Source organism: Agromyces sp. Y182 (assembly GCF_059445385.1).
In genome coordinates, this window is sequence record NZ_JCAIUF010000001.1 from 2,479,339 (window position 1) to 2,505,328 (window position 25,990).

The following is a 25,990-nucleotide window of genomic DNA, read 5'->3' on the forward strand; positions in this document are numbered from 1 at the left end:
CCTTTCTGATGCGCGCGCCTTCGCGCGCCGGTCTTGTCGCGCCGCCGCTCAGGCGGCGTCGCGAGCCTCCACGCCGAAGCGCTCGGCCAGGAACTGCCGGGTCGACTGCCAGGAGCGCTCCGATGCGCGTGCGCTGTAGCCGACGCCTGGCGGCATGCCCGGCAAGTCCGATTTCGGGTTCGTGTACGCGTGCCTGGCGCCGCTGTAGAGGTCGACCTCCCAGCCGATGCCCGCGCCGTCGAGGTCCGCCTGGAGTGCTGCGCGTTGTTCGGTCGTCGCCATGGGGTCGGCCGCGCCCGTGCAGACGAGCACGCCGATGCCCACGTCGCCGCCGACCAGTCGCGCTCGAGCAGGTCGAGACCGCCGTGGATGCTGACCGCGCCGATGATGTCGCCGCCGGTGCGCACATACTCGAGCGCGCCCGCACCGCCGAAGCAGTAGCCGAGCGCGACGATCCGCGCGGCGTCGACCTCGGGCTGCGCCGCCGCCGTCTGGTGCGCCGCCGCCACGCGCGCCATCCACTCGCCGCGGTCGGCCACCATGGCGCCGATGAGCGGGCCGATGTCCGGGCCGCCCGCCGGAGTGTGCCGGTCGCCCCACACGTCCGCGGCGAACACGGCGTAGCCGAGTTCGGCGTAGCGGTGGGCGTGTGCGATGGCATCCTCGCCGAGGCCGAACGCGTCGTGCAGCAGCAGTACGGTCGGCAGCTCGCCCGCGCCCCCGGGCGCGACGAGCAGGCCGGTCATCTCGGTGCCATCGTGGGCGTATTCGATGTCGCGAGCCTCGATGTCGCGAACGGTCAAGACTGGCATTGCGCTCCTTCCGGCGAGCGCAACGGCGGGCGCTCGTCGCGCCGGCTGGTCAGTCGGTACGCGCGCGCTTGAACCAGTCCGTGATGAACCTGAGGAAGATCTTGACCCGCTCGGGGGTGGCGTCGCCGGGTGCGTGCAGCGCGTACAGCGAGCGCGTCGGCGGGGGCAGATGCGGCAGCACCTCGACCACCTCGGCTGCGCGCGCCGAGTGCTGCACGAGCGTTCGCGGCACATGCCCGATGCCGCATCCGAGCTCGATCATCTGCTCGATGATCGAGTAGGCGTTCGAGGTGAACGCCGGATCCTGCACGCGCAGCCGCGTCGCCTCGTCGCCCTCGCCGAGGTGCCAGACCGGGTCGCCCGTGTGCGTCAGCAGGTCGTGATCGCTGAGCTCCGTCGGCGACGCCGGCGTGCCGCGTCGTTCCAGATAGGTTGAGGATGCCGCCAGCATGAACGGCAGCTCCGTGATGCGCCGCACCTTGACCCGCGAGTCCGATGGGTGCCGCGCGTGGAACGCGATGTCGAAGCCCTGGTCGAGGAAGTCGTGCGTGCGGTCGGAGATACCCCCGAGCTGCAGCTTCACGCGGATGCCGGGATGCTCGAGCCGGAACTCCCCGATCGCGAGGCCGAGTTCCTGCAGGCCGATCCACTTCGGGCTGATGATCGACAGCCTGCCCTCGGTCGAGCGCTTCGTCTGCGACAGCGCGGCATCCTGATCGTCGATCTCCGACAGGATGCGCTCGGCGAACTCCGCGTACTGCTCCCCGTCGAGCGTGAGCGAGACCGACCTGGCCGTGCGGTTCACGAGTCGCACGCCCAATTGGCCCTCGAGGTCGGCGACATGGCGCGACACGAGCGAGGGCGAGATGCTGAGCTCGGCGGCTGCCGCGCTGAACGAGGGCGCATGCGCGACGGAGACGAGCGTCCGCATGACGGCGAACCGATCCACGAGAACGCTCCTTCGAGTCCGTGACGATGCGGATCCTGCTCCGGAGGGGGCGGCCGCACGAATTCGAAGTATATCGATGCACAAATGCCTCCTCTGGGTGCGAACGGTCGTCGGTGCGAGCGGCGCTCGATGACACCCGGCGAAGTCGGGCGTGATTGCAGGCTAGCCACGGGGAGGGCGAGACGGACCCGTGATCTGTGCAAACTAAGCGTGCAGGCCGGAACCTGTCGCCGGCGCCATCCGCAACGTACATTTGCGGCCAGTGCCACTGGCACCGCCTCATCGCCCCACCGCCCCCGCACAGGAAGCCGGACCAATGACGGTCGTCGATATCAACATCCACCACCTGCCCGAGGATCTCTTCTCGAACGAGAAGATCCTGAACGGATTCCTCGGCAGTGCGCCGCGTGGCTTCGGCGAGATCGCCAGGGTCGAGACGATGGAGTCCGGCAAGCGGCACCTCATTCTCGAGAAGCCGGCCGGTCACCAGAACCTCAACTATGTCGAGGGCGACTATTCGGCCGACGCGAAGCTCGCCGCGATGGACGAGGCCGGTGTCGACTACGGCATCATGCGCGTGCCGGTGTGGCAGGAGTGGCTCGATCTCGAGACGTGCAAGGCGGTCAACGACAATGCGTTCTCGATCGCCGAGCGCTCGGGCGGCCGACTCTTCGCTACCGTCTGCCTCCCGCCGTGGGGCCGTGCCGACATGATCGACGAGCTCAAGCGCTGCGTCGATCGCGGCGCGGTCGGTGTGCAGCTGGCCTGCCACTACGGGCAGCTCTACCTCGACGACGCGGTGTTCGAGCCCTACCTCGAGGTGCTCAACGAGGTCGGGCTGCCAGTGATCGTGCATCACACCCCGCTGCCGGTCGAGTGGCGTTCGGTCGTCGACTACACGAACCTGCGGCGCGAGTACGGCCGCATCATCGATCAGTCGACCGCGGTCGGCCGCGAACTCTTCAGCGGCATGTTCGACCGCTTCCCCAACCTGCGCTTCATCCACACGATGCTCGGTGGCAACTGGTTCGCGAACACCGCCCTGCTCACGCCCCACAAGCCGAACAAGGTCGAGGCGCTGCAGCGCCTCGATCCGACCGGCGGCGAGAAGATCCAGCAGTACTTGCGGGAGAACATCTTCTTCGACCTCACGCACCCGCACTCGTGGGGGAAGGCCCAGATCGAAGCCGCACTGCAGATCAACGGTGCCGACCACTACCTCTTCGGCTCCTCGTTCCCCGTCTTCTACAGCTGGATGAGCCAAGGCGTCGAGTTCATGACGAACGAGGTCGAGATCTCTGCAGCAGACCGCGAACTCGTAATGTCAGGCAACGCGAAGCGGATGTTCGACCTGCCCATCTAGAGAGTCCCTCGGCCGTCACCGCGAGGGCCACAGCATCGCGCGGCCGAGCCGCGAACCGAACGCCGCGCGACGAAGCGCAGACAGGAGTGACCGTCCCATGGCCGGTACCACGACGAAGACCTTGCCCGAGACGGCGGTCGTGCAGCGCGTCGACCCGACGCCGCCTGCCCGCTCATGGCTGGCGGAGATTCCGCAACGGTTCGCTGTGATCGGCGTCTGGATCGCCATGGCTGTGCTCTTCGCGGTGCTCCTGCCGCAGACGTTCCTGACCTTCGGCGCATTCCGGGCGATCTTCGGCGGGCAGCAGGCGCTCGTCTTCCTCGCCGCAGCGCTGCTCGTCACGATCATCGTCGGCGAGTTCGTCGACATGTCGGTCGCGGCGAACTTCGGGTTCGCGGCGATCTTCGTGCCCGTGCTCCACACCACGTACGGCTGGAACGTGGGGCTCGCGATCGTCACCGCGATCGTCGCCTCGACGCTCGTCGGGCTCGTGAATGCCTGGCTCATCGTGAGGGTCGGCGTCAACACGATCGTCGTGACGCTCGGCATGTCGACCGTGCTGCTCGGCGTCTCGCTCGGCATCGCGAACATGACCGCGGTGAGCGGGCTGCCCGGCTGGCTCGGCCAGGCGCTGCTCTTCAACCTCCTCGGCCTGCCGGTCACGTTCTACCTGGGCCTCGCCCTCATGCTCGCGTTCGCCTACGTGCTCGCCTTCACGCCGCTCGGGCGCAACATGCGATTCGTCGGCGCGAATCGCGAGGTGGCGAGGCTCGCCGGGGTGCGCGTGACGCGCATCCGCATGGGCGCATTCGTCGTCGCCGGCCTGATCGCCGGCCTCGGCGGGGTCATCGCCGCATCGGCGACTGGCGGCTTCGACCCGAACGTGGCGAACATGTATCTGTTGCCGATGTTCGCGGCCGTGTTCCTCGGCACCGCCATCCTGCAGCCCGGCCGCTTCACCCCGCTCGGCGCGCTCATCGCCGTCTACTTCCTCGCGACGGGCGTGCTCGGCCTGCAGCTGCTGGGCGCCTCGTCGTGGGTCTCGAACGTTTTCTACGGCGGGGTGCTCGTCATCGCCGTCACCCTGTCGACCGTGCTCAGTCGAAGACGCTGAGCCCCCGCGGCATCCCGCAACCAACCGCAGTCAACCACAGCAGAACCGCACCACCCCGCAGCACCCCGCACCATCCGCTCCTCGCAACGACGCCCAGGAGGCACACCATGCACAGCATCACCAGTTCCATCACCCGACGGTCGCGTCGCTCGCGCGCGCTCGTCGCAGCCGGAGTACTCGGTTCCGCCGCCGTTCTGCTCACCGCCTGTTCGAGCGGCGCGACGGCCGACCCCTCGGCCGCACCCGGCGCGAGCGACGGCTCCTCGTCGGACCTCGAGGCCGCGGTCGCCGCGCTGCTCGAGCCGCGCGACGAGTACCCCGTGCCGACCGAGCCGACGGGCGACGTCGCCTCGCTCGCCGGCACGACCGTCTACTACGTGCCGCTCACCCAGCAGTCGCCGCAGTTCAACGTCACGGGCGAGGCCGTCACCGAGGCGTTCGCCGCCGTCGACGTCGACGTGCAGATCTGCAACGGCAACGCCACGCCGACCGAGATCGACTCGTGCATCACCCAGGCGACGCAGGCCGACGCGGCCGCGATCATCACCGACGCGATCCCGTACGGCATGGCGTCGAACGCGCTCGACGCGGCGCAGGCCGCCGGCATCCCCGTCGTGTTGAACAACAACTACGAGTCGCCGGAGCATCCGGCGTCGGAGACCCTGCAGTACGGCCCAGACGCCGCCGTCGACCAGCTCGTCGGCCTCTTCCAGTGGATCGCACTCGACTCGGGTGGCACCGGCACCGTGCTCTTCAACGAGGCGACCGACGGCTCGTCGGCGCTGACCGCCGAAGACGCGCTCGAGCAGGCCAACGAGGTGCTGGCCGACGGTGAGATCGTGGTGAACGAGGTCTCGAGCTCGAACTTCCCGCTCATCCCGTCGTCGACGAGCTCTGCGCTGCTGCAGCACCCCGAGATCGGCTACGTGTTCTCCCAGTTCGCGAATCACCTCCAGCCGACGCAGGGCGGCGTCGAACAGGCGGGCCGTCTCGCCGACATCAAGGGCGTCGTGAGCGCCGCTCAGCTGGGCGCCCTGCAGCAGATCGACTCCGAGAACTTCCTCTACGCCGCGGCCGGTCAGGCCTCGGTGTTCCAGGGCTGGGTCGCCGCCGACATCGCGATGCGCATGCAGCTCGGCACGGAGCTCCCGGAATACGAGATCCCGTTCCGGCTCTTCACGCGCGACTCGATCGGCGACGTCGAGCTGACCGCCGAGGCGGAGGCATCCGGCGAATGGTTCGGGCCGGCCACCTTCCGTGACGACTTCCTCGCCATCTGGGGCGCGGAGTGACGATTCAGCACTCGCCGGTGGCGCGGGCGGCGACGCCCGAGCCACCGGCACCCCGACTCGCGGTGCGGTCGCTGAACATGACCTTCGGCTCGACCCGTGTGCTGCACGACGTCGACGTCGTCGTCGCCCCGGGTGAGATCCACGGGCTCGTGGGCCAGAACGGCTCGGGCAAGTCGACGTTCGCGAAGGTGCTCACGGGTCTCAACCGCCCGGACGACGGCGCCGTCGTCGCGATCGACGGCGCGCCCCTGCCGCTGCCGATCCGCCCGCACCAGGCGCGTGACTACGGCATGTCGGTCGTGCACCAGAACCTCGGGCTCATCCCCGACATGACGGTGCTCGAGAACATGCGCATGGGGCGCCTCGAGGGCCGCGGCATCCTGCGTCGCATCGACTGGGTGAAGGAGCGCGCCGAGGCGATGCTCGCCTTCGAACGCATCGGCCGCCTCGTGCCGCTCGATTCCCGGGTGTCCTCGCTCAGCGAGGAGGACCGCACCGCCGTCGCGATCGCCCGCGTGCTGCAGGATGCCACGCCCGGCGCGGGCCTCATCATCTTCGACGAGTCGACGCGCGCGCTCGGCCGCCGAGCGCTCGAGAACTTCTACCAGGATCTCGACGACATCGTCGCCACCGGCACCTCCGTGCTGCTCATCACGCACCGACTCGAAGAGATCGTCGACGGCGCCGACAGTGTCACGGTGCTGCGCGACGGCCGCGTCGTCGAATCGGCCCGGCCCGTCGAAGGGCTCACCGAGACCGAGCTGACGACGCTCATCCTCGGCCGCACGATCATCGACCTCGGCGAGCGGATCGTGCACGAGCCGCGCGACGACACCCCGGTGCTGCGGGTCGAGGGCCTCACGGGGCTGCGGCTGCACGACCTCGCGTTCTCGCTGCACCAGGGCGAAGTGCTCGGCATCACCGGCATCGGCGGTTCGGCGTACGACGACGTGCCCTACCTGCTCGCGGGCGTCACGCCGGCCGAGGCGGGCACGATCGAGCTGCCCGGCGAGACGATCGAGCTCACAGGGCTCGACCCGGCCCGCGCCATGCAGCACGGCATCGCGATCGTGCCGCAAGGCCGCGAGCACGCGGGCCTCGCGATGAGCGAGACGGTGCTCGAGAACACGGCCTTCCCGCAGTCCGCCCGTCGGCGCCCACTCGCCCGGCTGCAGCGCACCGCGGAGCGCGCGCTCGTCGACGACTGGATCGAGCGGCTCGACGTGCGCCCGCCGCGGCCCGATGCGGTCGTCGGCACATTCAGCGGCGGCAACGCCCAGAAGGTCTTCATCTCGAAATGGCTCGCGACCGACCCGCGGATGCTGCTGCTGCACGAGCCGACCCAGGCGGTCGACGTCGGCGCCCGCCAGAGCATCGTCGAGGCCGTACGCGCCGCAGCGAAGGAGCGCTTCGTCATCGTCGCCGGCTCCGACGAGAATGAGCTCGCGCTCCTCTGCGATCGCGTGCTCGTGCTCGTCGACGGCTGCATCGACCAAGAGCTCACGGGCGAGCTGTCGCCCGACCGCATCGTCGAGGCGATCTACTCCGGCAGCGCTCGCGCGAAGCTCCGCGATCGCACGTTCACGCACGACACGCACGACAGGAAGGCACGATCGTGACAACACGTGACGAACAGCTCGACGGCTTCTTCTCCTCCGCGAGAGTCACCGCGCGCGATGAGGCGATCGAGCTCGCCGGCACCGACTTCCGCCGGTTCCTCTACGACCACGACGACGAGACGCTCGCGCCGTGGCGGGGCATGGGCTACCAGGAGTTCACCGACGCGCGCCGCGACGATCGGTTCCTGCAGGCGTTGCTCGACGAATGGAACGCACAGCTCGACGAGCCCTTCGCAGGCGTCACCTCCGACGGGGTCGTGCGCCCTGGCCTCTACGAGCTGGCCGAGCGGGGTGACGACGCCGACCTCGTTGCCGCCGCCGAGCGCGCGCTCGCGGCCCTCCCCGAGGCGCAGCGAGACGCATTCCGGCATCCGCTCGACGCCAAGGAGTGGCGAGCCTGGAGCAATCCCGAGTTCGTCTTCCACCGCGTGGGGCTGCGACTCGAAGACCTCGCCGCCGATCAGGTCGCAGCGATCCTCGCACTCGTCGAGGCGTCGCTCAGCGCCGAGGGGTACGAGCGCGTGCGCGAGGCGATGGAGCTCAACGGATTCCTCGGCGAGCTCGTCGACCTGCCGACGATCCTGAACGACCGCAGCTACTGGGTCGCGCTCTACGGCGACCCGGTCGCGGGCGGTGCATGGGGCTGGCAGCTGTTCGGGCACCACGTGGCCGTGCACTTCGTGACCGTCGCGGGCCGCCACGTGGTCGCGCCGGTCTTCATCGGCGCCGAGCCCGCCCTCTCCGACGGCGAACGGCCGCCGATCTTCGAGGCGCGCGAAGAGACCGCCCTCGAACTCGCGGCGTCGCTCACCGACGAGCAGCGAACGGCCGCGGTCGTGTACGCCTCCGTGCTCGATCCGAAGATGCCGGCCGACCGTCTGCACCCGGCCGACGAACGGCACGTCGCCGGAGCGTTCCAAGACAATCGGCTCATTCCCTACGAGGGCATCTCGGCGTACGACCTCGACGACGAGCAGTGGGCGCTCCTGCTCGACCTCGTCGAAGACTTCCTGCTGCTGTTGCGGAGCGATCAGCGCAGGCTGACACTCGCCGACATCGAGGAGCACCGCGACGAGACGTGGTTCGCCTGGTACGGCGCAACCGACGGCACGGGGCCGTTCTACTTCCGCATCCAGAGCCCGGTGATCGTCGCCGAGCTCGACCATCACGCCGGGGTGTGGCTGAACAACCGGGTGCCCCAGCGCTTCCATGTGCACTCGACCCTGCGGCTGCCCAACGGCAACGACTACGGCCGCGCGTACATCGACCAGTGGCGTGCGCGACGCGGCGCCGCGCAGCCCTGACACGCCGCGCAGCCCTGACACGCCGCGCAGCCCTGAAACGCACCTGACCGACCTGACCCACCCTGCACCGCGCCACAAGGAGCCCACATGCTGCCCAGCACGAACTTCGACCCGCCGTTCGCGATCACGCGCGCGAGCCACGTCTCGCTCGCCGTCACCGACCTCGAGGCCAGCCGGGACTTCTACCGCGACGTCATCGGGCTCGTCGTGACCGAGGAGACCGATGACACCGTGTGCCTGCGCGGGCTCGAGGAGTCGTCGCATCACTCGCTCGTGCTCGAGCGCGGCGACGAGGCGAAGGCCCTGCGCGTGGGCCTGCGGGTGCGGGAGGACCGCGACATCCGCTCGGCTGAAGTCTGGTGCCGGTCGAACGGTGTCGAGCACGAACGCGTCGAACGGCCGCATCAGGGGCCGACGCTGCAGTTCACCGACGCGGTCGGCACGCGCATGGAGCTCACCTCGTCGATGACGCAGGTGCCGCGCAAGATGCAGGAGTTCCACGAGTTCGTCGCGGGTGCGCCGCAGCGCCTCGACCACTTCCAGTGCGTCACCTACGATGTGCAGGCGGCGACCGACTTCTGGACCGGTCTCGGCATGCGCATGTCGGAATACACGGCGACCGACGGCACCGACGAGCTGTGGGGCACGTGGATGGAGGTCAAGGGCAACACCCACGACCTCGTGTTCACGAACGGCCGCGGCCCGCGGCTGCATCACTTCGCCTACACGGTGCCCGACGCGACCGCGCTGCTGCATGCGGCGGATGTCGCGGGCTCCCTCGGCTTCGGCGACGAGATCGACCGCGGCCCCGGTCGCCACGGCATCTCGAACGCACTGTTCCTCTACCTGCGTGACCCGGACCAGCACCGCATCGAGCTGTTCACCACGCACTACCAGTTCATCGACCTCGAAGAGCAGCCGATCCGCTGGGACGTGAGCAACCCCCGCCGCGCGCAGCTGTGGGGCATGCCGGCCTCGCGCCGCTGGTTCTTCGAGGCGAGCGAGTTCCCCGGCGCCGAGGTGCGCGAGCCGACGCTGCAGGCGTCGCCCGCGACGCTCGAAGACGTGCTCGGCCTGCACTGAGGCTGTGGTCGGCCCGGCTCAGAACGGCCAGATGAGCGGCACCCAGAGCACCGCGATGAGCAGGTAGGCCAGCGCGAGCGGAATGCCCAGGCGCCAGTAGTCGCCGAAACGGTACCCTCCCGGCTCCATCACCATGAGGTTCACCGGTGTGGCGATCGGCGTGAAGAAGGCGGCGGCGCCGGCGACGGTCAGCGCCATCATGAAGGGCTGTACCGAGGCGCCGAGGGTGGCCGCGATCGAGACCGCGATGGGCAGCACGATGAGCACGGTCGCGGTGTTGCTGATCACCTGCCCGAGCACGAGGGTGAGCACGCACAGCGCCAGCAGGGCGAGGTGCGGGCTCGCCGTGCCGACGATGCCGAGCAGCCAGCTCGCGACGAGCTCTGCGGCGCCGGTCTCGATGAACGCGACCGACAGCGGCATGAGCCCGGCGATGAGCACGACCGTGTTCCACTGGATCGAGCGGTACATCTGCGGCACGGTCAGCACGCGCGAGAGCACGAGTGCACCTGCCGCGAGCAGGCCGACCACGACCGGCGGCAGCAGTCCCGTCGCGAGCAGCACCACCATGAGGCCGAGGATGACGAGGGCGCGCTTGGCGCCGCGGCCGAGCGGCACGGCCCGGCGCAGCGACTGCGGCGCGGTGACCGGGATGACCCCGGGCAGTCGCACATATCGCTCGAGGGCATCCCATGGGCCGCGCACGAGCAGTGAGTCGCCCGGGTGGAGCCCCTCTGGGTCGTCATCGGATGTCGGCGGCGAATGGCGCTCGCCGGTGCGCCGGATCGCGATGATCACGAGGTTCTCGCGCAGCGTGATCATGCCCGGGAACACCTTGCGGCCGATGTACATCGAGCGCGGCGTGATCATCACCTCGGCGACCCCCTCGTCGGGCGTGTAGAAGGTGTCGGTGTCGAGGCTCACGTCGTAGCTGCGGCGAAGCTCCTGCGCCACGGCCCCGGGATCAGCGGGAACGTTGTCGGCGAGCTGGTCGGCCTTCCGGTCGGGCAGCAACCGGCCGCCGAATGCGACCAGGATCGCGATACTGAGCGCGAGCAGCGGAAGCCCGGCCAACGCGAACTCGAAGTACCCGAATGCCCGGCCGCCGGCGTTGGCCGCGGCATCCGACACGATCACGTTCACGGGGGTGCCGGTCAGGGCGAGCAGTGACCCGGCGTGCGACGAGAACGCGAGCGGGATGAGCAGTCGCGACGGCCCGATGCCGGCCTTGAGGGCCACGACGACGACGACGGGCAGCAGCGCGGCGACGGCACCGTTCAGGCTGATGAATGCGCTCAGTACGGCCACCATCAGTGCGATGACGACGGTGAGCCGCCGCCGGGAGGTGCCGGCGCGGCCGATCACCTGCTGGCCCGCCCAGGCGGTCACGCCCGTGGCATCCAGCGCCTCGCTCACGACGAACAGCGACGCGATGAAGATGACGGTCGAGTCCCCGAAGCCGGCGAGCGCCTGCGGGAGGGTGATCACGCCGGTCGCCCACAGTGCGAGCGCGACGCCGACGGCGACGAGACCGATGGGGATGCGGCCGCTCACGAATGCGACGATCGCCAGCGCCAGAATGACGAACGTCGCGATGATCGGGTCCACCATACTTCGACGCTAGAGCATCAGGCAGCTAGACGGATGCCTCTGAGCCCGGCGTCGTCGCCGGTGCGCGCCGCCGTCAGGTCGTCGCCCGAAGAATGTCATCCATTGCCTCGGTCAGGCGTCTTGCCGCCTTCAGCAGATCACGGGCCCGCGACTCGGTGAGGATCGTCGCGGCGTATTGGACGTCGCTCTTGGAGTCGAGCAAACGGCTGAACGCCGGCGCCAGACGCTTGCCCGGTTCAGACTGCCTCAACAGCGCGACTGCTTCGCCGTGGCTCTCACGCGCGGCACGGCGTAGTGTCGGCGCGTGTCATATTGCGCGTTCGGCCCACCATTACCGACCGACGTTCAGCAGCTGCGCGACTGAGACTCGGCCCGTCAGTGGTCGAGCGTCTGCGCGTACCGAGTCGATGATCGGGTCGCTTCGCGCTATCAGGCCTCTGAGTTCTGAAGCCGTCACGGCGTGGAATTGCGCATCGTTTCCCGTGAGGCGCCCGACACGCCGAGCCGACTCATCGATGAGTTCCGTCGCGAGCTCTTCATCGACGTCGTCGTTCCACACGACGAAAAGATCGATGTCGGAATCGGGGCCGGCGTCGCCGCGGGCGAAGGATCCATAGAGCAGGGTGGTGACGGAGTGCTCAGTCAGCGTGGAGTCGAGGATCGCGGCGATGTGTTGCTCGGTGCGCGCGGGCGTTGCCAAGATCGCTTCGATCGGTGTCCAGAGCACATGCTCCCGGTTCAGTGTGTACACGTTGCCGCTGCCGAGACGGCGCACATCGACGAGGCCGATTCTCGTCAGGTCATCAAGGATCTGCTGCGTTGTTCGCAGTGCCTTCACCCCGGAGAGTTCGTGAAGGTTGCGCCCGGACGCTCCGTCAGCGAGCAGCGAGAGTCGATGCAGGACACGGGCACGGTTCCTTCCGAGCACGTCGTAGGCGGGATGGGTGAGATCCATACGGGTAACCGACTATCCAATCGTCACGTGACTACCAGAGTGTATCACGCGACTGTAAATGTAGTCAGAAGTGTTGGGGACCCGGGCATGCGCGATCGATGTCGATCTCGGCCCGCGCCGTTCGACGCATGAGTAGAAGCATCCGCTTCTGAAAGCTCGCACTCGTGTCGTAGGAGAAGATCGTGCACGGGTGATGCCCCGCACCGCCTCTACGTGGCGCGCGCGACCGACGTGTTCGTGCTCGACGAGGCAGAATGGCGAGTCAGCGTCCCGGTGAGGTCATCGGGGCCCCCATCTCGGGGCCTCTATGACTACTCTCCGTATTGCTCAATCGGCTCATTCGGATCGAACTGCGCTCGATAGTCACGGTGGGCTTGACCCATGACAACCCACTCCGGCGAGTCGACGTTACCTCCGATGATGCAATGCGCGGCGCCGATGTTCTGCAACTCCGGCGCGCGCGTCGGATCCGAATACTCCGCCCAGACGTAAAACCGTCCGTCCTCACGTGCGACGACTTCTGCCTCCGCGAAGGGAACGGGATCGAACGATCCTCCGTGCGCCTCTACGCCCTCCCGGACGGCTCCTGTACAGAGTTGATACACCAATTCGGCCGTGAACTCATTTGACGGAGGCGCAACTTCTGGGTCGGGCTGCCCGGACTCGACGACGTACTCCGGCGGGGTCGGTGTCGGAACCGGTATCGCACTCGGCGCGGATGTCTGCGTCGCGACGGGCGCGGCGCCCGGTTCTCCGCCGAACGGGACGACCCCGAAGGCGAATGCCGCTCCAGTGCCGACGCCGAGGAGGAGGACCACGCCGAAGGTCAGGCCGATGATGCGATCGGTCACGGGGGAGCGCTTGGCGGGGGCTGGTTCGTGCGCGACCTGATCGAGCACGCTGCGCTTCATGGAGACGAGGAGGCGTGTCAGTTCGTCTCCGGTCGGAGGATCAGACCTCATCGAGGGTCACCGCCTTCTTCAATCGGGCCCGGCTTCGGGATACGCGTTGCTTCACGGCACCGACGGTGAGGCCGAGCTGTTCCGCGGCCTCTGCGTAGGGCAGGCCGTCGACGAGGCAGAGCTCGCACACCTGCCGGTCGATGGGGTCGAGTCGTTCGATCTCGTCGAGCACCCAGCGCAGCTCGTCGCGCGCGGTCTCAGCGTCGTACTGGTCGCGCACGAAGCCCGCGTGGCTCGAGGAGTTCTCGTCGAACTCGTCGGCCTGGTTGCGTGCTGATTTGCGGATGACGTTCATTCCGAGGTACCTGCACGTGACGAGGAGCCAGGGGAGCAGCGACGTGTCGGCGATCGTGATCTCGGCGGCCTTGCGCCACACGGTGACGAAGGTGTCTTGCACGATCTCTTCGACGTCGAGCCGGCTCGGGGCGATCGCCCACGCGTACCGGGTCACTGCCGCTGCGTGCCGATCGAACACGATCGGCAACGCCGTATTGTCGCCGCCCGCCAACCTCCTGAGGAGATCGGCGTCGGTGCCTTCGCTCTGGTCCACGTGCACCTCCTTAACCTAGAGATGTCGCGGAATGGGCAAAGGTCACAGCTCGTGTGGCGATTCTTCTCGTTCGCGATGCGAATGGTCGGATGCCGCAGCGGTTGAGGCGGATGTCGCCGCCGCTCGCACCGACCGCCGGTACGCGCCAGCGCTCAGGCCGACCACGCCGCGGAAGTCGTTGCTGAGGTGCGACTGGTCGGCGAGTTCCACGAGCACCGCGTTCGCGAGTTCCTGCTCGGAGTCGAGCGGGTGCTCCTACTCGCCTTCGGGTGAGTACTGGTTCGCTCAGCCGGCGTCGGCGTCGGACCCGGAGTCGACCGCGTTGATCAGCGCGTCGACCGCGGTCAGCAGGTTGTGCAGCGCCTGCCGTTCAACCGAATCCTCCGACAGCTTCTGGATGTCGAAACTCGCGAGGCTCGCTGCCTCTCGAGCTTGCGAAATTGCTGCCTGCGCCTCGAATTCGGCCACGGTCGTCCCCATTCGTGTCGAGACGACGGCCGAGCGCCGTCGTCCCGTTCCACGCTACTCCTCGCGGCATCGGGAGTATATGGATGCAGCGTTGCCGCGTGTACGCCGTGCGCCATCCGCTCCTCAGCTCTTCCACATCAGCCGCCTCCCAGCGCCGCCCTTAGGATCGAAGGCATGGCCGGATTCTGGGGCAAGCGCAAACGCGATGAGCATGAGGTCCAAGCGGATGCCGACCTGGCGAAGCGCGCCGGCACTGCCTTGGTCGCCGCCGACGAGCGCGTGCGCCTCACCGCCGACGAACTCGTCTTCGCCGAGGCCGAGCTGGGGCATGACGCGACCACGGAGCTGAGCGAGGCGCTCGGCGCAGTGCGGCAGCACTTGGGCGAGGCGTTCCAGTTGAACCAGCTCAATCACGACGAGATTCCCGACACCGTCGAGGAGCTGCGCACACGCAACGCACGCATCGTGCAGCTGTGCGATTGGGCGCAAGATCTGCTCGACGAGCGCACCGCTGCCCTCGCCGAAAAGATCGCGCGTGCGCGCCGGGCTCCCGAGATCATCGCGGGCGTGCGAGCGGATGCCGAGCGCCTGCGCTCACGTGTTCCGCAGGCCCGCGACACCGTCGAACGGCTCGCCACCCGCTATTCGCGAGACGCGCTCGCCCAAGTGGAGGTCAACCCCGCCGAGGCCGATCAGCTGCTCGGATTCGCCGAGCACAGCGCGGGCGTGGCCGAGCGGCGGCGTGAGGCCGGTCAGCGTGAACAGGCCAATCTCGCGCTCGAGGCATCCACGGAGTCGGTGCGTCGGGCGGCGACACTCCTCGATGCGGTGGAGACCTTCGAGGTCGAGGCGTTGCGGGCGGAGTCGACATTGGCGGCGATCGTCGAGGATTCCCGCGGGGATCTCGTCGTCGCGCTCAAGGAGCCGCACAGCGCCGGGGTCACGACCGCGGTCGCCGAGCTGCAGGCCGCGCTCGCCTCCCTTCCGCCGGCCGGCGTCAACACCGACCCGTTCGCGCAGTTGAGTCAGCTACGCGGGGCGAACGCGGGGCTGGATGCCGCGATCGCGGCGGCCCGCGAGCGTGCGGCGCGCCCGATTCCGCCGCTGGAGCATGTGCGCCATGCCATCGACGACGCCGACCGGCAACTCGCGGTTGCTCGAGATGTCATCGCCGGCCACCGCGGCTGGATCGGCGCCGACGCTCGCACCCGGCTGGCCGAGTCCGAGCGCATCCGGATCGACCTCGATCGTTACCTCGGCACCTCCGCAGCGGCCGTCACGGTCATCGATGAGGATCACCGGGAGCAGGCGATGGCGATGGCCCGCCGCGTCGCGTATCTCGCGGGCGAGGCCCTGCAGCTCGCACAGCGCGACATCGACTCATCACGGCCGCAGGATCCCGGGCAGTGGGGCGGTGGCTCCGACTGGGGCGGCGGCGGTCGACGCGGTGGCGGCGGATCCGATGTCATGGGCGGCATCCTCGGTGGCCTCGTCATCGGCGGCCTCCTCGACGGCATGTTCGACTGACCGCACGAGACCAGCGCGGTCGCGTCAGCGCGTGGCTCGGTCGACGAGCCCCTCCAGCGCTCGCTTGGCGCGAGCAAGTTGATCGTTCGAGACGGGCACATCGCTGTACCCGGCCTTCGTCTTCATGCTGAGCAGCGCATTGAGCTGCTTCGCGCTCCCGGCATCGGCCTTCGCGAGGAGCTTGGCTGCCTCATCGTGACTTGGCCTTCTTGAGCCGCCCCGCTCGTGCGCCGGGACTCACTAACGGGCTCATGATGCCCTCGTCGTCATTCGTCGCAGCCAATTCGTGGGTCCGATCAGGCCGATCCCCTCCTGCGAGATCTTACGGAGAACAAGTTCGCTCGTGCTGTGCTCGCGTACTTCGTGTTCGGAGAAGGTCAGCACGCGGGTGTCGTTGCCGGTCCAGGTGGTCACCAGACGCTGCAGATGGACGACTCGATCAGTCCACGCTTCGATGTCGGCATCGTCGGGGTGGATGAGAAGTATGTCGATGTCGCTGTCGGTGCGCATTTCACCCCGGGCGGCCGATCCGAACAGTGCACCGTAGACAGGAGCCGGTTGCCATTGCAAAAGTTCGCTGGTCACTCGCTCGACGAATCGATCGCGAACGGTGGCAATCTCGATGATGGCCTGTGCGAGCAAGTGGGAGCGGTTCAGCGAGTAGCTCTTCACATTGCCGACCTGGCGCACATTGACGACGCCCTGTTCCGCGAGGCGATCGAGCGCATTGCGCACTCCGGTGACCGAGCGCTTTCTCTTGAGAAGTGGCAACATGCGTGAGACCGAGAACTCGTGATCGGCCTTCGCGAGCACGGCGAGGCAATCACCGTCGACAGACGTTGTCACCGCTTCGAACGGATGCTGCAACAGCATGATGCTCCTCAATGAATTGCCCAAAATTCTACGTCATCCAACAGAATTATACGCGATCGAATAGAATTCTGTTCAGAGTAGAAACAGCGTGAGCAGGCCAACCTCGCTCAATGAACCACACTGGCAGTGCATCGGCCGGCAGTTCGCGGCCTCCTCGACGGCATGTTCGACTGAGGCGCTCGGCAGGAATTCGCGGCCACTCGGCAGCCCGACGTCGGCGGCTGTCGGCCGCAACCATCAGAATGGGCGAGTGACTCGTCGCGGACTGATCCTGTTCGTCTCCCTCGGCATCGCCTGGGGCATCCCATACCTCTTCATCAAGGTGGCGGTGAGCGAACTCGACCCTGGCATGGTGGTGCTGGCGCGGTCGGGTCTCGCGGCGATCCTCCTGATGCCGCTCGCGTTCTTCCGGCGCGAGGTGGTGTCGGTGGTGCGGCGGTGGAAGCCGATGCTCGCCTACACGATCGTCGAGATCGTGCTGCCGTGGTACTTCCTCAGTTCGGCCGAGCAGCGCCTTCCGAGTTCGACCGCTGGACTGCTGCTGGCCGCCGTGCCGCTCGCCGGTGTGGCCGTCGCGTTCGCGATGGGCCGGCCTGCTCGGCTCTCGCGCGTGAACTGGCTGGGCATCGGGTTCGGCATGCTCGGTGTCGCGGCCCTGGTGGGATTCGATGTCGCGGGGTCCGATCTTCTGGCGGTCGCCGAGATCGCCGTCGTGGTCGTCGGTTACGCGCTGGGGCCGGCGATCCTCGCACGATGGATGTCGGACCTCCCGGGCGTCGGGGTCGTCGCCGTGTCGCTGGCGGCCACCGCTGTCGTGTACATCCCGTTCGTGCTGTTGACCGGCGGCTGGCCGACCGCCATGCCGTCCACCGCCGTAATCGTGTCGATCGTCGTGCTCGCCGTGGTGTGCAGCGCCCTCGCGTTCCTGCTCATGGTCGGGTTGATCGCTGAGATCGGGCCGGTCAAGGCGACGACGATCACCTACGTGAACCCGGCCGTGGCCGTCGTCGCCGGCGTCTTGGTGCTCGGCGAGCGCATCACCGTGTGGACGATCGTCGGGTTCGCCTTCGTGCTCTTGGGCTCCTTCCTCGTGACGCGCCGTCGACTCGAGCCGACGCCACCGACCGCAGCGGCGGGGCCGGAGGCGGTCGGTGCAGAGCACGGCCCCGAGCCATCGAGCCGGGAGCGCGCGGTCGAATAGGCGCGCGTAGCCGCCCGCCGCCGGCCGCTACGGCACGTTCGTGAAGGTCGCGCTCGGATACAGCAGGCTCGGCGCCACCTGGAGTGTGAGGGAGCTCGGGTCGTCGAGCGACCAGGCGGCCCGCCAGCTGACGGACTCGCCCGGCTCGATCGTGTCCACCGGCGGAAAGCCGACGTCGTCGCCCGGTTCGAAGACATCGCCGCCGATGTCGAAGATCTGGCTCACGTCCTGATCGCCCGACGAAAGGCTCGGGAGCGGCAGTGCCTGCAGATCCGCCGTCGAGTTGTTGGTGATCGTCAGCGTGAACACGACGTTGCTCGCGTGCGTCGCGCCGACCGCGAAGTCGCTCGGGGTGTACGGCTCGGGCACAGAGACCGTGAGTGCGACACCGTCGTCCCAGGTCATCGTCTCGCCGAATGCGAGGTCGCCCGCCACCGGCGCCTCGGGTTGCTGAGGATCGGGGTCGGGCAGCGGAAGCGCCGGCACGTCGGGAATCGCCTCGTCGATGCCGTCGATCGCGTCGCCGATCGACGCGACGAGGAAGGTGACGAACATCACGAGCCCGACGACCGCGGCGATGATCGACACGATGAGCCCCATAACGGCAGGCCACTTCGCGCCGCGCAAGAAGAGGCCGATGATCGAGAGTACGAACGCGATGGGCACCAAGATCCATGCGAAGCCGCTCACGGCGGGGATGAAGGCGAACACGAGCCCCACGACCGCGACCACGAGTGCGATGATGCCCACCACGTTCGGCCCAGGGTTCGACGGTTCGGTGAATGGATGCCCCGGCAGCACCGTCGCGGAAGGCGCGCCGTAGCTCTCCGTCGTCGTGTCAGGGCTTGCGTTGACGGCCACGTACGGCGTGGTCGGAGCGGTCGCGGCGTACGGAGCCGTCGCCGTGTACGGGGTGGTCGGGGCGTCGCGGTAGTCGTACCCCGCGGCATCCGGCCCCTGCGAACCCCAGACGAACGGAATCGTCGGGCCGTCATCAGGGGTCGGCAACACCGCGGTGGTTGCCGCGTCGGGCGCGAGCTGTGTCGACGGAACTGTCTCGGCGCCGGGAGCGACGTATTGCGTCCAGGCGTCGCCGTTCCAGTACCGTCGTCCGCCGGACCCGTCTTCGTACCACCCGGCGGGCGCCTTCGTCGGGTCGCTCATCTCTCGATGGTGACAGAGCCGGCGTCACGTCGCACTCGTCGAACCGGGTTCCGCCGCCCGTAGCGGGCGCCGAGCGGTGAACCTAGGATCGGAGCATGGCCGGGTTCAGGGTCAGGCGCAGGGTCGGTGCGCAAGAACTCGAAGTCCACGATGCCGAGCTGGCGAAGCGGGCTGCATCTGCTGTGCTCGCCGCCGACGATCGTATGCGCGTCGCCTCCGACGAGCTCGGCTTCGCCGAGGCGGAACTGGGTTCCGAATCGACCGCGCCGGCGGGCGCGGCGCTCGTCGCGGTGCGCAGACACCTGAGCGACGCGTTTCGATTGAACCGGCTCAATCACGATGCGATGGGCGGCACCGCCGAAGAAGTGCGGGCGCGCTACGCGCTCATCGTGGCGCTGTGCGAATGGGCCGAGCACGTGCTCGATGAGCAGACCTCCGCACTCGCCGACCGAGTCGCGCGAGCGCGGCGGGCTCCCGAGACCATCGCAGGCGTGCGAGCGGATGTCGCGCGCCTGCGCACCCATGTCCCTGACGCGCGCGACACCATCGATCAGCTCGCCGCCCGCTATTCGCGAGAGGCGCTCGCTCAGGTGGAGGCCAACCCGGCCGAGGCCGAACAGCTGCTCGGATTCGCCGAGCACAGCGTGGGCGTGGCCGAGCGACGACGTGAGGCCGGGCAGCGCGAGCAGGCCGATCTCGCGCTCGAGGCATCCACCGAATCGGTGCGGCGAGCAGCGACCCTCATCGATGCGGTCGAGACCTTCGAGGTCGAGGCGTTGCGAGCGGAGTCCGGGCTCCCCGCGATCATCGATGAGTCCCGTCGGGGCCTCGCCGTCGCGCTCGAGGAGCCCCACTCCCGCGACGTCGCGAACGCGACCGCCGAGCTGCAGGTGGCCCTCGCCGACCTCCCGCAGGCCGGCGTCAACACTGACCCGCTCGCCCACCTGAACCGACTGCGAAAGGCGCATGCGGCGCTGGATGCCGCGACCGCGGCCGCCCGCGAGCGCGCGGCGCGACCGATGCCTCCCGTGAACCTCCTGCACCATGCGGTCGAGGAGGCCGATCGAAAGCTCGACGTCGCCCGCGATGCCATCGCCGGCCACCCGGGGTGGATCGGCGCTGAGGCCCTGACGCGGCTGGCCGAGTCCGAGCGCATCCGGATCGATCTCGGTCACTGCCTCGGAAGTTCCGCGGCGCCCGAGACGGTGATCCACGAGGGTCACCGAAAGCAGGCAATGACGATGGCCCGCAGTGTCGCGTACCTCGCGGGCGAGGCTCTGCACCTCGCCCGGCGTGACATCGACGCGTCGCGTCGACAGGATGCCCGGCTGTGGGGCGGCCCGTGATGACGCGGCGGTCACATGCTCACGACATTCTCTTCACGGATGCCGCGAGCGCGCCGCTACCCTTACCGAACGCCTCTTCAGCTACGACACCCTGCGCCTGCCGCAGGTGCAGCGGCAGCTGTTCGGCACTGAGCTGCCCACGACCGCCGACGCGCTTGTGGGCTGGCGGTTCCGGATGCTGCGCATCGCCGATCCCGCGGTCGTCGTGCTGAGCGGCGAGGCGGAGCACCCCATCCTCGAGCGCACCGACGACCCCGCTGATCGAGTCGACGGTGGCGTGCTCGACGTCACCGCCGAACAGCTCGCCGCGGCCGACGACTACGAGGTCGACGACTACCGCCGTGTGCGCGCACAGCTCGCGTCGGGCGGCAACACGTGGGTGTACGCGGCGAACTGATCGCTGCGGCTTGCCCGCACGCTAGTGCTGAAGGACAGCCCAGGCGAGGAGGCTGTCGATCCGCCGGACGTCAGCGCCTTTCGTGAGCTTGACCTTGATGTGGCCTGCCCGGGTCCAGAGTTCGACCTCAGCGTCGCGATCGAGCATGCCACCTGCGTTCTCCGTAGACCACATGTTGATGGAGCTGTACGGAAGCGAGTAGATCTCGATCTTCTTTCCGGTGATTCCCTGGGCATCGCGCACGATGAGCCGCTTCGTGGTGAACGTCGCGGAATCACGGAACGTCTTGAACGACGCGATCGCCTGCTCGCCCTCGACGAGCAGTGCATTCACGTCCGCCGGCACTGGTATCTCGTTCTGAAGCGTCCATGCAAGCATCGGTGCGGTTTCCACCAGTGGGCCATCCCCTCGATCGATAGCGCCCTTCGTCGGGCGCGCAGCTTCGTCAGCGTAGCGGTAACGGCGGACGTGACCGTGGTCGCCCTATGACGTGAACTGCTCCTGGCCGACCACCCGAAGCAACGCGACCTTGTCTGCGGCCTCGGTGCGCGGAGCGGCGGTGAGGATCAGCAGCACCTGGGACTGATCTTCGGTAAACAGCGCTTGACAGTCGAACTCGATCTCGCCGACCTCAGGGTGCAGCAGGATCTTGTGGTCTTCGAAGCGCGTCGCAACCTCGTGCCGCTCCCACAGCTCGGCGAACTCGGCGCTCTCTTTGAGCAACGCCCGCACGAGTCGTCCGGCTCGTGATGAAGCCCCGCCGAGGCCGTAGGCGACGCGGAGGTTCGCGACGTTCGCTCGGCCTTGCCGGGGGTGGTCGGTGATCGGGTAAACGGCCCGCTCCGAGGCATCCGTGAACCATCTGTAGATTGCCGAACGCGCCATGCCGGTGAAGCGGGTGTGATCGCCGAAGAGGGCGGCGGCCAGCCGGTTCTGCACGAGCGTCTCGGCGATGCTCGAGAGCACCAGGGCGGGGGTGTCGTCGAGCCGGTCGAGCGCCCGCTGCAGCGCCGGGGCGACATGTGTGTCGAGCGAGGTGCGCGGTGGCGCGTGGTGACCGCTGATGCGGTAGAGGTGGTCGCGCTCGTCGGTCGTGAGCCGCAGCGCCCGTGCGAGCGCGGCGAGCATCTGCTCCGACGGCTGGGGCCCGCGCCCCTGTTCGAGGCGAGTGTAGTAGTCGGCGGACATGCCGGTGAGTTCGGCGACCTCGCCGCGGCGCAACCCGGCGACCCGCCTGCGAGCCCCGGGGCGCAGGCCGACGTCTTCGGGGCGCAGGTTCTCACGCCGGTGTCGGAGGAAGTCGGCGAGCTGTTCGCGGTCCATTCCTCCATCATGCGCTGCCTCGGCGGCCGGAGGGAGGGACCGGGAATCCTACGACAACCGGGTCTCTCGTGCCGCAGCGCGGCTCAGCGCATCGTGGTCGGTGACCCGGTCGAACGACGGGGTCACCGAAAGGACACTCATGAACATCTCGGGCAACACCATCTTCATTCCCGGCGGCACCTCGGGCATCGGCCTCGCGCTCGCGCTGCGCCTGCAGGATGCCGGCAACACCGTCGTCATCGGCGGCCGCCGCACCGACGTGCTCGAGCGTCTCGCAGCCGAGCACGGCTTCGACACCATCACGATCGACACGATCGACCCTGCCTCGGTGCTGAGCGCCCGCGACGCGGTGCTCGCGGCCCACCCCGACCTCAACGTGCTCATCGCGATGGCCGGCATCATGGTGCCCGAGGATGTCACATCGGCCGGCTTCCTCGACACTGCCGAGCGCACCATCGACACCAACGTGCTCGGGCCAGTGCGCCTGATCTCCGCCTTCACCGAGCACCTGCAGAGCCGGGCGGATGCCACGATCATGACGGTCTCATCGGGGCTCGCCCACACGCCCCTGCGGGTCACGCCGAGCTACAACGCCTCGAAGGCGTTCATCCACCAGTTCAGCGAGAGCATTCGCCTGCAGCTCGCCGGCACCTCGGTGCAGGTGATCGAGCTCTGCCCGCCCGCTGTTCGCACCGAGCTCATGCCCGGCGGGTCGCACATCGAGGCGTTCCTCCCGCTCGACGACTACATCGACGAGACCATGTCGCTGCTTACCAGCCAGCCGGACGCCACCGAGATCCTCGTCGAGCGCGTCAAGCCGCTGCGCTTCTCCGAGGTGAACGGGGCGTACGAGCAGGCGATTGCGATGGTGAACTCGCACTGACGCTGCCTTGCGCACCACCTGTAACTCGCGCTGCCGTGCTCATGTCGGATCTTGAGCTAAACGTCGCAGGCGACACCATCGCCGTCGCGATCAAGGTCGTAGATGTCGGACCCGACGATCCAAACAGGGCCTTCGACGTATGCCGGTCCGTTTCCGCTGCCACCGGCACAGTCGACGTCAGATGACACCGGCACGCACGCGCCCTCGTAATTCGAGTCGCATCCGTTGTCTGCGGGCGCTGGAGGTGGCGGAGGCGGAGGTTGGCGTGATCCGATGGCGATGACCTCGTTCACGGGCTGCACTGTCACGACTTCTTCGACGATTTCGCGCGAGATCTCGACCCCGTCGACCGTGACCACACGGATGCGGGTGACCTTTTGACCGTTCGCGCCCGGCGTTGCGACCGCTGTCAGCCCCACGTCAAGATTCGGGTCGTTGACGCTCGATGATGTGTAGGCGATCGTCGCCGGCTCTTCGATGACGGACTCCTTCCGCACCGGCGTCGGGGTCGGCGTTGGCGTTGGCGTGGGAACCGTCGCGCGCGGCGACGCCGAACCCATGTCGACGAACGAAGCAACCTGCTCTGACGGCTGCTGCGTGGCCGCGAGGGCGGCGCCACCGATGCTCGAAGCGAAGACGCTTGCGACGAGAACGGCCACGGCAACCGGGCGCGTGCGGATACGCAGCCGACCGAACGATCCCTTCAACACCGCGTACAGTCCGACGGCGCCAGCGATGATTCCTGCGACGAGAAGTAGCGCAGCCGGGCCCCAGAAGACCAAGATCACCACGACGATGATGGAGAACGTGATGATCGCGGCCTTGAGGTTCACGCCTGATTGCGTCGTCACGGTGGCGACTGGTCCCGCGGGCGAATCTCCGCGGTCGATCACCGCGCCAGTGCGTGCGTCGACGTAGAAGGTCGTCCATTTCGCGCCATCCCACCAACGCTTTTGACCCGACCCATCATCGAACCAGCCTGGGTCAGCTGCGGGCATGGGGGTACTCCTTCGGTTCAGGTCTCCCGCGACGCTATTCCGGCGAGAACCGTCGCGCGCGTCCCAGTACTGGGGGTGCGGCGGCCTGAGCACTGCGGCATCCGCGTCGTTCGGCACACCGTCGGTCTCGGCGGCGTCGAGAATTCGCCGCGCCCAGCATCGAATCGTTGACCCCGAGGCATCCGCACCGCTAGTGTTCGTAGGCTGCACACACCGTGCGGCATCCCGGGAATCTGGAAGGAAGGCATTGGCCGTGTATCTGCAGCACACGAATCAGCCCTCCTTCATCGAGCCCGCGAACGAGCAGCGCCAGCTGCTCCGCGAACTCGACCAAGTTCTCGACCCGGCACACTGACGCCGCCGCGACATCCGTTCGCGATTCTCGTCACCCCGTGCCAGTCGAGGCCCGGGGTGTTTTCCTGTCTGCGCGCGACGGGAGCCCTCGGGCCCCGGACCCACGCAATGCAAACCAGACAGGAAAGGAACATGCAGAAGCTCACCAACCGGCTCGTCTCGTGGGCGAGCCTGATCGACGAGAAGACCGTCGATCAGGCCCGCACCTCCTCGACGATGCCGTTCATCTACCCGCACCTCGCGCTCATGCCCGACGCGCACCTCGGGCTCGGCGCCACCGTCGGCTCGGTCATCCCGACCCTCGGGGCGATCATTCCCGCAGCCGTCGGCGTTGACATCGGATGCGGCATGATCGCCGTGAAGACGCAGTTCGCGGCATCCGACCTGCCCACCGACCGGAAGGCGGTGCGGGAGCAGATCGAGCGCGCCATCCCGCTCTCGGCGGGCAAGTACAACCGCAAGGTCGTCGCAACCGCCGCACCGCGAATCGCGGAGCTCGAGGCGCTCGCCGAGGCGAAGGGGTTCGACCCGGCCGCGTACGCGGGCAACTGGCGAGAGCAGCTCGGATCGCTCGGCAGCGGCAACCACTTCATCGAGGTGTCGCTCGACGAGACCGACGCGGTGTGGCTCTTCCTGCACTCGGGTAGCCGGGGCGTGGGCAACAAGATCGCCCAGCACCACATCAAGGTCGCTCGGCGGCTCGCGAAGCAGTGGTGGATCGAGCTGCCCGACCCCGACCTCGCCTACCTCGTCGAGGGCACGCGGGAGTTCACGCGGTACATCGCCGAGCTCCGGTGGGCGCAGCACTTCGCGCTGCTCAACCGGGAGGAGATGATGGACCGCGTCATCCGGCAGGTGAGCGAGTGGGTCGGCACACCGGTGGAGGAGCAGGAGCGCATCAACTGCCACCACAACTTCACCGAGAGCGAGGAGCACTTCGGCAAGCGCGTGTGGGTCTCCCGCAAGGGAGCGATCCAGGCGGATGTCGGTCGACCCGGGCTCATCCCCGGCTCGATGGGCACGGCGTCGTACGTGGTCGAGGGGCTCGGGCACCCGGTGTCGCTGAACTCCTCGCCGCACGGCGCGGGGCGCACGTACTCGCGGACGAAGGCCCGGCAGACCTTCACGCACGAGCAGTTGCGGGAGGCGATGAGGGGCATCGAGTTCCGTGACACCGACGCGTTCCTCGACGAGATTCCGCAGGCCTACAAGCCGATCGACCAGGTGATGGCGGACGCGGCCGAGCTCGTGAAGGTGAGGCACACACTGCGGCAGATCGTGAACGTCAAGGGCGACTGAGCTGCCGACGAGGGGGAGATGGGAGCCGCGACTCGCGCGCCATGTTCGGCGCGCCGGTCGCGGCTTCCGTCATTTCTGCTTGCCGTTCACCGAAGCTGCGGAAGCGAGGTCATGCTGCTCGACGATCTCGATCGGGCCGGTGGGCACTCCGCCACAACCCGGCCAGCGGTTAGGGGTCATTGCGGACAGGCGGGATGCGGTCGACGCGCGCGTCATCGTTGAATTGTTTGCTATCTCACCACCGTGACTCGTTCTGCTCGGTCCCGGCCGCCTTCATCTTTCGAATGTGTGAACTCGACCCTTACGCCACTCTGAATTGAGATCTTGTCCTCGGGCGGGACCAAAGACCCAAAGTGGAAGAATATGTTCCCCGGGAAATCGGGATGACTGATGAACGCGTAAGTCTCGCGGCAATTGGTAATCACGCCCAGTCGCCGGTCCGAATCCGACGGCCCTTCACCAATTGAGACGTTGGTGTCGGGCGCCAGGACCGTCTGCTCGCTTCTGTTCGCCACGGATTGCGGTCGATTTACCATCCGCAGA

Annotated in this window: 26 protein-coding genes and 1 pseudogene; 12 read left to right on the forward strand and 15 right to left on the reverse strand. The window is 68.0% G+C overall.

Annotation, left to right across the window (positions count from 1 at the left end; genetic code table 11):
* Positions 1-48: 48 nt before the first annotated feature.
* The 3 genes and pseudogenes from AC1C2R_RS11380 to AC1C2R_RS11390 all read right to left on the reverse strand — a co-directional run bounded on the left by AC1C2R_RS11380 (position 49) and on the right by AC1C2R_RS11390 (position 1,761).
* Complete coding sequence (locus AC1C2R_RS11380; protein ID WP_495380402.1) at positions 49-324, reverse strand: dienelactone hydrolase family protein; 276 nt, start codon at positions 322-324, stop codon at positions 49-51.
* 89 nt (positions 325-413) lie between these two features.
* Positions 414-812: pseudogene (locus AC1C2R_RS11385) on the reverse strand (dienelactone hydrolase family protein); the annotation flags it as partial.
* A gap of 49 nt (positions 813-861) precedes the next feature.
* Positions 862-1,761, reverse strand: a complete 900-nt coding sequence (locus AC1C2R_RS11390) for a LysR family transcriptional regulator (RefSeq protein WP_495352594.1) — start codon at positions 1,759-1,761, stop codon at positions 862-864.
* Positions 1,762-2,077: 316 nt separating this feature from the next.
* Here AC1C2R_RS11390 and AC1C2R_RS11395 point away from each other — a divergent pair, with 316 nt between their 5' ends.
* From AC1C2R_RS11395 to hpaD, 6 genes are all read left to right on the forward strand, one after another.
* A complete protein-coding gene (locus tag AC1C2R_RS11395; protein ID WP_495352595.1) occupies positions 2,078-3,124 on the forward strand; it encodes an amidohydrolase family protein in 1,047 nt (348 codons plus the stop codon).
* Between the two features lie 97 nt (positions 3,125-3,221).
* Positions 3,222-4,238 (forward strand): ABC transporter permease, encoded by a 1,017-nt coding sequence (locus AC1C2R_RS11400; RefSeq protein ID WP_495379979.1) that lies wholly within the window; start codon positions 3,222-3,224, stop codon positions 4,236-4,238.
* Between the two features lie 107 nt (positions 4,239-4,345).
* On the forward strand, positions 4,346-5,530 hold the full coding sequence (locus AC1C2R_RS11405) for a sugar ABC transporter substrate-binding protein (protein ID WP_495379980.1): 1,185 nt from the start codon (positions 4,346-4,348) through the stop codon (positions 5,528-5,530).
* On the forward strand, positions 5,527-7,149 hold the full coding sequence (locus AC1C2R_RS11410; RefSeq protein ID WP_495379981.1) for a sugar ABC transporter ATP-binding protein: 1,623 nt from the start codon (positions 5,527-5,529) through the stop codon (positions 7,147-7,149). Before AC1C2R_RS11405 ends, AC1C2R_RS11410 begins: the two co-directional genes overlap by 4 nt.
* A complete protein-coding gene (locus AC1C2R_RS11415) occupies positions 7,146-8,453 on the forward strand; it encodes a DUF3500 domain-containing protein (protein ID WP_495379982.1) in 1,308 nt (435 codons plus the stop codon). The genes AC1C2R_RS11410 and AC1C2R_RS11415 overlap by 4 nt, the downstream gene beginning before the upstream one ends.
* Before the next feature lie 87 nt (positions 8,454-8,540).
* Positions 8,541-9,536: a 3,4-dihydroxyphenylacetate 2,3-dioxygenase gene (hpaD, locus tag AC1C2R_RS11420; protein ID WP_495379983.1), complete on the forward strand. Its 996-nt coding sequence runs from the start codon at positions 8,541-8,543 to the stop codon at positions 9,534-9,536.
* Between the two features lie 18 nt (positions 9,537-9,554).
* Here hpaD and AC1C2R_RS11425 read toward each other — a convergent pair whose 3' ends face one another.
* The 6 genes from AC1C2R_RS11425 to AC1C2R_RS11450 all read right to left on the reverse strand — a co-directional run bounded on the left by AC1C2R_RS11425 (position 9,555) and on the right by AC1C2R_RS11450 (position 14,082).
* The gene (locus tag AC1C2R_RS11425) at positions 9,555-11,147 is read right to left on the reverse strand and encodes an SLC13 family permease (RefSeq protein ID WP_495352601.1); all 1,593 of its coding nucleotides are present in this window, start codon (positions 11,145-11,147) and stop codon (positions 9,555-9,557) included.
* A 73-nt stretch (positions 11,148-11,220) separates the two neighbouring features.
* The gene (locus AC1C2R_RS11430; protein ID WP_495379984.1) at positions 11,221-11,397 is read right to left on the reverse strand and encodes a hypothetical protein; all 177 of its coding nucleotides are present in this window, start codon (positions 11,395-11,397) and stop codon (positions 11,221-11,223) included.
* Positions 11,398-11,478: 81 nt separating this feature from the next.
* Positions 11,479-12,102 carry a nucleotidyltransferase domain-containing protein gene (locus AC1C2R_RS11435; RefSeq protein ID WP_495379985.1) on the reverse strand — a complete coding sequence of 208 codons (624 nt, stop codon included), beginning with the start codon at positions 12,100-12,102 and terminating at the stop codon, positions 11,479-11,481.
* A gap of 311 nt (positions 12,103-12,413) precedes the next feature.
* Entirely contained in the window at positions 12,414-13,013 is a 600-nt protein-coding gene (locus AC1C2R_RS11440; protein ID WP_495379986.1) for a hypothetical protein, read from the reverse strand.
* Between the two features lie 40 nt (positions 13,014-13,053).
* Positions 13,054-13,614 (reverse strand): RNA polymerase sigma factor, encoded by a 561-nt coding sequence (locus AC1C2R_RS11445; RefSeq protein WP_495379987.1) that lies wholly within the window; start codon positions 13,612-13,614, stop codon positions 13,054-13,056.
* 285 nt (positions 13,615-13,899) lie between these two features.
* On the reverse strand, positions 13,900-14,082 hold the full coding sequence (locus tag AC1C2R_RS11450) for a hypothetical protein (RefSeq protein WP_495379988.1): 183 nt from the start codon (positions 14,080-14,082) through the stop codon (positions 13,900-13,902).
* A 174-nt stretch (positions 14,083-14,256) separates the two neighbouring features.
* On the opposite strand from AC1C2R_RS11450, the gene AC1C2R_RS11455 reads away from it, so the two are divergent.
* A complete protein-coding gene (locus tag AC1C2R_RS11455; RefSeq protein WP_495379989.1) occupies positions 14,257-15,609 on the forward strand; it encodes a hypothetical protein in 1,353 nt (450 codons plus the stop codon).
* A gap of 249 nt (positions 15,610-15,858) precedes the next feature.
* Here AC1C2R_RS11455 and AC1C2R_RS11460 read toward each other — a convergent pair whose 3' ends face one another.
* Positions 15,859-16,482, reverse strand: coding sequence for a nucleotidyltransferase family protein (locus AC1C2R_RS11460; protein WP_495379990.1), 624 nt, complete (start codon positions 16,480-16,482; stop codon positions 15,859-15,861).
* Between the two features lie 250 nt (positions 16,483-16,732).
* Between AC1C2R_RS11460 and AC1C2R_RS11465 the strand changes: the two genes are divergently transcribed.
* The gene (locus AC1C2R_RS11465; protein WP_495379991.1) at positions 16,733-17,683 is read left to right on the forward strand and encodes a DMT family transporter; all 951 of its coding nucleotides are present in this window, start codon (positions 16,733-16,735) and stop codon (positions 17,681-17,683) included.
* Between the two features lie 27 nt (positions 17,684-17,710).
* Here the strand turns inward: AC1C2R_RS11465 and AC1C2R_RS11470 are convergent, their stop codons facing one another.
* Entirely contained in the window at positions 17,711-18,847 is a 1,137-nt protein-coding gene (locus AC1C2R_RS11470; RefSeq protein WP_495379992.1) for a DUF2510 domain-containing protein, read from the reverse strand.
* 95 nt (positions 18,848-18,942) lie between these two features.
* Here AC1C2R_RS11470 and AC1C2R_RS11475 point away from each other — a divergent pair, with 95 nt between their 5' ends.
* Positions 18,943-20,193 carry a hypothetical protein gene (locus AC1C2R_RS11475; protein WP_495379993.1) on the forward strand — a complete coding sequence of 417 codons (1,251 nt, stop codon included), beginning with the start codon at positions 18,943-18,945 and terminating at the stop codon, positions 20,191-20,193.
* Entirely contained in the window at positions 20,168-20,590 is a 423-nt protein-coding gene (locus AC1C2R_RS11480; RefSeq protein WP_495379994.1) for a gamma-glutamylcyclotransferase family protein, read from the forward strand. Before AC1C2R_RS11475 ends, AC1C2R_RS11480 begins: the two co-directional genes overlap by 26 nt.
* A 21-nt stretch (positions 20,591-20,611) precedes the next feature.
* Here AC1C2R_RS11480 and AC1C2R_RS11485 read toward each other — a convergent pair whose 3' ends face one another.
* The gene (locus AC1C2R_RS11485; protein ID WP_495352610.1) at positions 20,612-20,983 is read right to left on the reverse strand and encodes a PH domain-containing protein; all 372 of its coding nucleotides are present in this window, start codon (positions 20,981-20,983) and stop codon (positions 20,612-20,614) included.
* A 90-nt stretch (positions 20,984-21,073) separates the two neighbouring features.
* A complete protein-coding gene (locus AC1C2R_RS11490; RefSeq protein ID WP_495379995.1) occupies positions 21,074-21,913 on the reverse strand; it encodes a helix-turn-helix transcriptional regulator in 840 nt (279 codons plus the stop codon).
* A gap of 100 nt (positions 21,914-22,013) precedes the next feature.
* On the opposite strand from AC1C2R_RS11490, the gene AC1C2R_RS11495 reads away from it, so the two are divergent.
* Entirely contained in the window at positions 22,014-22,796 is a 783-nt protein-coding gene (locus tag AC1C2R_RS11495) for an SDR family oxidoreductase (RefSeq protein ID WP_495379996.1), read from the forward strand.
* A gap of 56 nt (positions 22,797-22,852) precedes the next feature.
* Here AC1C2R_RS11495 and AC1C2R_RS11500 read toward each other — a convergent pair whose 3' ends face one another.
* Complete coding sequence (locus AC1C2R_RS11500) at positions 22,853-23,794, reverse strand: G5 domain-containing protein (protein WP_495379998.1); 942 nt, start codon at positions 23,792-23,794, stop codon at positions 22,853-22,855.
* 486 nt (positions 23,795-24,280) lie between these two features.
* Between AC1C2R_RS11500 and AC1C2R_RS11505 the strand changes: the two genes are divergently transcribed.
* Entirely contained in the window at positions 24,281-25,447 is a 1,167-nt protein-coding gene (locus AC1C2R_RS11505; RefSeq protein WP_495379999.1) for an RtcB family protein, read from the forward strand.
* Positions 25,448-25,516: 69 nt separating this feature from the next.
* On the opposite strand, the gene AC1C2R_RS11510 is transcribed toward AC1C2R_RS11505, so the two are convergent.
* Positions 25,517-25,663 carry a hypothetical protein gene (locus AC1C2R_RS11510; RefSeq protein ID WP_495380000.1) on the reverse strand — a complete coding sequence of 49 codons (147 nt, stop codon included), beginning with the start codon at positions 25,661-25,663 and terminating at the stop codon, positions 25,517-25,519.
* Positions 25,664-25,990: the final 327 nt, after the last annotated feature.

Excerpts from the sequence above, each read along its gene's own strand:
- AC1C2R_RS11395 (WP_495352595.1), top strand. The coding sequence starts at position 2,078 with ATGACGGTCGTCGATATCAACATCCACCACCTGCCCGAGGATCTCTTC.
- AC1C2R_RS11400 (WP_495379979.1), top strand. The coding sequence starts at position 3,222 with ATGGCCGGTACCACGACGAAGACCTTGCCCGAGACGGCGGTCGTGCAG.
- AC1C2R_RS11405 (WP_495379980.1), top strand. The coding sequence starts at position 4,346 with ATGCACAGCATCACCAGTTCCATCACCCGACGGTCGCGTCGCTCGCGC.
- hpaD (WP_495379983.1), top strand. The coding sequence starts at position 8,541 with ATGCTGCCCAGCACGAACTTCGACCCGCCGTTCGCGATCACGCGCGCG.
- AC1C2R_RS11425 (WP_495352601.1), bottom strand. The coding sequence starts at position 11,147 with ATGGTGGACCCGATCATCGCGACGTTCGTCATTCTGGCGCTGGCGATC.
- AC1C2R_RS11435 (WP_495379985.1), bottom strand. The coding sequence starts at position 12,102 with ATGGATCTCACCCATCCCGCCTACGACGTGCTCGGAAGGAACCGTGCC.
- AC1C2R_RS11440 (WP_495379986.1), bottom strand. The coding sequence starts at position 13,013 with ATGAAGCGCAGCGTGCTCGATCAGGTCGCGCACGAACCAGCCCCCGCC.
- AC1C2R_RS11455 (WP_495379989.1), top strand. The coding sequence starts at position 14,257 with ATGGCCGGATTCTGGGGCAAGCGCAAACGCGATGAGCATGAGGTCCAA.
- AC1C2R_RS11460 (WP_495379990.1), bottom strand. The coding sequence starts at position 16,482 with ATGCTGTTGCAGCATCCGTTCGAAGCGGTGACAACGTCTGTCGACGGT.
- AC1C2R_RS11470 (WP_495379992.1), bottom strand. The coding sequence starts at position 18,847 with ATGAGCGACCCGACGAAGGCGCCCGCCGGGTGGTACGAAGACGGGTCC.
- AC1C2R_RS11475 (WP_495379993.1), top strand. The coding sequence starts at position 18,943 with ATGGCCGGGTTCAGGGTCAGGCGCAGGGTCGGTGCGCAAGAACTCGAA.
- AC1C2R_RS11480 (WP_495379994.1), top strand. The coding sequence starts at position 20,168 with ATGCCCGGCTGTGGGGCGGCCCGTGATGACGCGGCGGTCACATGCTCA.
- AC1C2R_RS11490 (WP_495379995.1), bottom strand. The coding sequence starts at position 21,913 with ATGGACCGCGAACAGCTCGCCGACTTCCTCCGACACCGGCGTGAGAAC.
- AC1C2R_RS11500 (WP_495379998.1), bottom strand. The coding sequence starts at position 23,794 with ATGCCCGCAGCTGACCCAGGCTGGTTCGATGATGGGTCGGGTCAAAAG.
- AC1C2R_RS11505 (WP_495379999.1), top strand. The coding sequence starts at position 24,281 with ATGCAGAAGCTCACCAACCGGCTCGTCTCGTGGGCGAGCCTGATCGAC.
- AC1C2R_RS11510 (WP_495380000.1), bottom strand. The coding sequence starts at position 25,663 with ATGACGCGCGCGTCGACCGCATCCCGCCTGTCCGCAATGACCCCTAAC.